Annotated in this window: 5 protein-coding genes and 1 pseudogene; 2 read left to right on the top strand and 4 right to left on the bottom strand. The window is 65.0% G+C overall.

Features of this window, described 5'->3' with window-relative positions; genetic code table 11:
• Positions 1-1,294 (top strand): annotated as a pseudogene (locus RMT89_RS39750) (hypothetical protein); the annotation flags it as partial.
• A 115-nt stretch (positions 1,295-1,409) separates the two neighbouring features.
• Here the strand turns inward: RMT89_RS39750 and RMT89_RS46200 are convergent.
• Together RMT89_RS46200 and RMT89_RS39745 are read right to left on the bottom strand one after the other, a co-directional pair.
• Positions 1,410-1,715, bottom strand: coding sequence for a restriction endonuclease (locus tag RMT89_RS46200; protein WP_399498812.1), 306 nt, complete (start codon positions 1,713-1,715; stop codon positions 1,410-1,412).
• Entirely contained in the window at positions 1,597-2,421 is an 825-nt protein-coding gene (locus tag RMT89_RS39745) for a hypothetical protein (protein ID WP_315888624.1), read from the bottom strand. The genes RMT89_RS46200 and RMT89_RS39745 overlap by 119 nt, the downstream gene beginning before the upstream one ends.
• A 222-nt stretch (positions 2,422-2,643) precedes the next feature.
• Between RMT89_RS39745 and RMT89_RS39740 the strand changes: the two genes are divergently transcribed.
• Entirely contained in the window at positions 2,644-2,835 is a 192-nt protein-coding gene (locus tag RMT89_RS39740) for a hypothetical protein (protein WP_315888623.1), read from the top strand.
• 152 nt (positions 2,836-2,987) lie between these two features.
• On the opposite strand, the gene RMT89_RS39735 is transcribed toward RMT89_RS39740, so the two are convergent.
• Together RMT89_RS39735 and RMT89_RS39730 are read right to left on the bottom strand one after the other, a co-directional pair.
• Positions 2,988-3,845 (bottom strand): hypothetical protein, encoded by an 858-nt coding sequence (locus tag RMT89_RS39735; protein ID WP_315888622.1) that lies wholly within the window; start codon positions 3,843-3,845, stop codon positions 2,988-2,990.
• Positions 3,842-4,318 (bottom strand): ParA family protein (locus RMT89_RS39730; RefSeq protein ID WP_315888621.1); only part of this gene is annotated, 477 nt, incomplete at its 5' end. The genes RMT89_RS39730 and RMT89_RS39735, both read right to left, overlap by 4 nt.

The following is a 4,318-nucleotide window of genomic DNA, read 5'->3' as shown; positions in this document are numbered from 1 at the left end:
GAATTACGTGACCGCGAGGGTGGGGAATTACGTGACGCGGAACCCGCCTCACCTGGGGAATTTCGTGATCGCTCACACCCAGGTTGCAACACTTCTCGCAGACGCAGTGGACGCCTGGGCCATGGCCAAAGCAGCCCTCAGCGGCCGTAAGCAACGGATCGAAGAGCTGGAGCGGCGGATCCAGGAAACGAACGTCACGCTCCAAAACTGCGATGCCGAACTCCGCAAACAACAGGCGGTCATCGAAGGAGACGGTGCCAACACCGCGGCAACCGATCTAGGGCTGGATCCGGAAGCTGCCCGTGCCTTGCTGAACTGGCCCGCGGACTGGCTACCCACGCAGTACACGCAGCTTCTCACCGAAGCACCCATTCCACCTGCTGCACCCCATGGGGAACCGCCCCGAGAGCGGCGCTCCGCCGACCAACTCCACATGGCCGCCAACGCGACTGTCGACGGGTGCATGGTTGCCCTCTCCCTTCGGGCGAGCACCAGCGGATATCCCACTGTCGCCCTCGCTCGCGCCAGCCACATCGATGACACTGAGCCCGATATGAAGGCAGACGCCGCGCTGCAGGCCCTGAGCGAGTGGCTCACCGACAACGAGGCCGCCGACGCTGACATCCACACCACCGTGGAGAAGGTGCGCACCGAGCGCCTTGAGGAGAACGCCTTCATCTCCCGATCGGTGGAGACCCTCGCCGAGGAACTCCGACACACTCAGGAAGTCATTACCCAACGCGTTGCCGGAGCCCTCGACAACATCACTGCGGCACTGGATCAACTGAACCGCGACGCTGGCCTCTTCGGCGCGGACCTGCACTATCAGATCGACCCGCCTACGGACACCGACCACAGCTGGCGCTGCTCCGTAACACCGCGATGGCGACGTAACCCCAACGGCCCGATGCTCGCTTATGACACCGTCACCAACACCGCCCAGGAAAAACTCTTCTCCATCCACCTCGTTCTCGCCGCTCTCCTGGCAGCTCCTCACGCCCAAGGCCGAGTGCTCGTCCTGGACGAACTAGGCGACTCCCTGGGCCAAGAACACCGCCGCGAAGTGCTCAGCGCGATCACCAAAGTCGCCACCGCCCACGGCATCACCGTCCTGGGTACGTGCCAAGACACACTGATGCGAGATGTAGCCCCCGTGTGCGGGCAGATTCTCTACTTCCAGTACCCGTCAAAGTCCGAGTACCTCAACCGGCCGACCCGCATGTTCGGGTACGACCCTCAAGTCGGCCGAGTGGAGCTCACCGCCGAACAGCTGACCCGGCGACTGACCCGCTGAGACCGACCCGGCAGCAACACAACACTGCTGCCGGGCACAGCGAAGACCGCTCCGCCCTGCGTGGAACCAAGTCGGGCGCGCGGTGGTGCTATCGACCCGCGCCAGAGCAGCGTGATCAGGCCGATGCCTCAAGGGCGCTTCCCCGAGAGAGGCCCACGACGTCGTACAGGGAGTCTCCCCATGTAGCCCAGCGCTCCAGTTCCGTTGCACCGATCAAGTGGATCGCGTGATCATTGGCGAAGTCGCGCGCAGGTTCGGAGAAAGTGCCGTTGGTGACCATCAGAGCGATGTCGGCCTTGTGCTCAAGGCGAGCGGTTCCATTGAATGTCTGCACGTTCGTACTGGTCACAGTCTGCTTGGCAGCCCTGCTGGTCTGCTTGCACTGCACCACCACACGTCGGCCGTCTGGCGTCTGAGAGATGACGTCCGCACCCCGGTCCCCGGTCCCCGGTACCACCGTGCTGCCGGATCACCTTCATTCCGTCGCGCTGAGTGAGCCACGCGACGAGAACCTCGAAGTCCTTGCCATCAAACTCCTGAATGCGCCGGAGGGTGTAACTCCTCTGGCTCTGGGCGAAGATGTTCCTTCGGTCGTCGACGGCTGTGAGACGTTCGATCTCTGCGAGTGCCCGGTCATTCATTGCCGCGAAGCGTTCTGTGCTGGGGGCGATCTCGTCCCACTGTTCGGCGATGGTGTTCAGCGGAGAGTCGACACGGCCGGGAGCGTAGCGTGTGGACAGGTCCTCTTCGGGCAGCGTACTGAGTTTCTCGAAGGCCAGGCTCGCTTGCTGCAAGGAGCCATCGATGAGGTCGAGTTCATCGCTCACCTTCTTGATGAATGCGTCGAAGAGCGAGTCAAGTTCGGCCCGAGTAAAGTCCCAGGTGCGCCCACGAAAGTGTGAGCTGTTCTTGAGGCTGTTGAGTTTTTCGAGATTCTTGCGGAGAGCATCTCTCTGCCTTTGCAGCGAGGTGCAGGCTTCGCGTCCGATCGAAACTTCCTGCACCCACAGGTACGCAGCGAGCAGGTCGGAGTCGTCGGCTTTGCCCAACGCGTCGCCGATCCTGCTGCGTACGTCGCGGTCGGGGTAGCGGGGAGGGACGACGCGAGCGGTACGGTCAATGATCACCGGGGGAGCGTATACGCGGGCACTGACATCCCAAGGCGCCCTCCCGGCTCACCGTTGATACGTGTAGAGGATCCCCCGGTATGGGACTGCAGTAGAGGCAAGTCCTCCCTTTGTCGTTCGTCGGCTTCCCGTTCATGTTGCGGTCGTGGTGGTCGGCGGGCGGCTTGGCGGGTAGCCCTTTGCGCGGAGCCAGGTGTCAAGGGCGAGAGCGACGATGTCTCCATGTGGTACGCCAGTGTCGGCGTTGTAGCGGCGGATCCGGCGCTGGAGTTGGAGGACTTCGGGGACGGCGTGGTTGAGCTGTCCGCGTTTGGTGTGTCGGTTTCTGATGACGTCCAAAGTGTCCGGATGCGGCATGAGAACGTCATCGGTCGGCTGGAACTCGGCGTCGAGCGCATCGGCGATTTCGCGTAGTCGGCGGGCGTAGGGGGACTGATCAGGCACGCGAGCTGCTCCGGTCGGTCTGACTAGGCTGATAGCTATCCGCCTATTGGGTTATTGGAATAGTCGCCACGGGGCGACCGCCCCCTTGAGTGAGGGTGGCCGCCCTGTGCCCTGCGGTCGGGTCAGAACCCGCGGGTGGTGAGCCACTCGTCCAGTGCCACCGAGACGATGTCGCCGATGGGCAGGTGATCGAGTTCGTTGTCCAGCGCGAAGCGCTTGAGTCGCCTTTTCAGCTTCAGCGCCGCGGGCACCGACGAGTCGAGACTCTCGCGCGCGATGATGCGCTGGTTGAGAACAACGGCGGCCTCAGGAATGTCCTTGGGACGGCCGGATCCCTGAGCCCACGCTGTCCCTTCGCTGGGCGCTGCCTGCGATTGCGCATCCTGTTCCTGGTAAGCCCGTGAAACATCGGTCCTCACCGGGAACCCGTTGCCGCCTGCCGTCGGAGGAGCCGCAGGATGAAGCGCCACCTCGGCGCCCGAGGCTGCGCCAGGAGCCACGGACGGGCCGTGCTGCACAACGGATTCGGCCGGCTCCGTGGGCTGGACGGCAGGCGCTGCAGACTCAGCAGCCGGAATTCCCGGCGATACCTGCCGCTCCACCGGCTGACCGACGGATTCCGTCCCTACCTCGTTGGCGACGCCGGCCGGGCGAACTGGCTGACTGGCGGCCGGCTCCGGGACGGGGCCGCTCGGCGCCCCGGCAGTGGGCTGAGCGGACGTCTGTGCCACTTCGGGCACCGCCTCGGTTCGGCCCTGCGCCGACCCCTCGGGGTTGGGAACGGCTGCGGAAAGAGCGGGTTGCACGTGCGGCTCGATGGCAGCGGGACGGCCCTGACCCTGGGTGGTGACCTGTTCGGCGGCGTACTGCTCGGGGGTGAGTTCGGCGGCCGGGGGCGGGGGAGGAGGGGTCGACTTCTTGGCGGCGCTGCCAAGGGAACGACCGGTGCGGCGGGCCGGGGGCTTCATGCGCTCGGTCATGCCGTCAGCTCCTTCATCAGCTCGGCGTACTCGCTCAGCTCGGTCGGGATCTCTCCGAAGGCCTCCATGTAATGCACCCAGGAGTGGATGACGGTCTCGGCGAGTGGGAACGGCTCGTCGCGGTCCGGTCCGATGCCTTCGCCCTCGCCGGGATCCAGCAGCTTGTCCTTCGCGGTACGGGGCAGGCTGGTGCGGTCGTCAGCCTTCACCAGGACCACGTGGGCAGTGACGTCGCGCTCGTTGCGGGCGGCGGCGCGCTCGGCCTCATCGAAGGTGGCCACGAGCTTGCGGCGCTCGATCTTGGTGGGGGCGACCGGCACGAGCAGCAGGTTCGCCTCGGTAACAGCCTCGTGGAAGATGCGGGAGCTGCCGCCCCCGGCGTCGACCACGATCGCGCCGAACTCGGCACGCTTCTCACGGATGTACTCGGCGATGTCATCGAACGGGTACCGCTCGACCACCAGGTTCTCCGG

This window comes from Streptomyces sp. P17 (assembly GCF_032436805.1).
Classification (GTDB): domain Bacteria; phylum Actinomycetota; class Actinomycetes; order Streptomycetales; family Streptomycetaceae; genus Streptomyces.
This window is presented reverse-complemented; position numbering and strand designations above follow the sequence as displayed.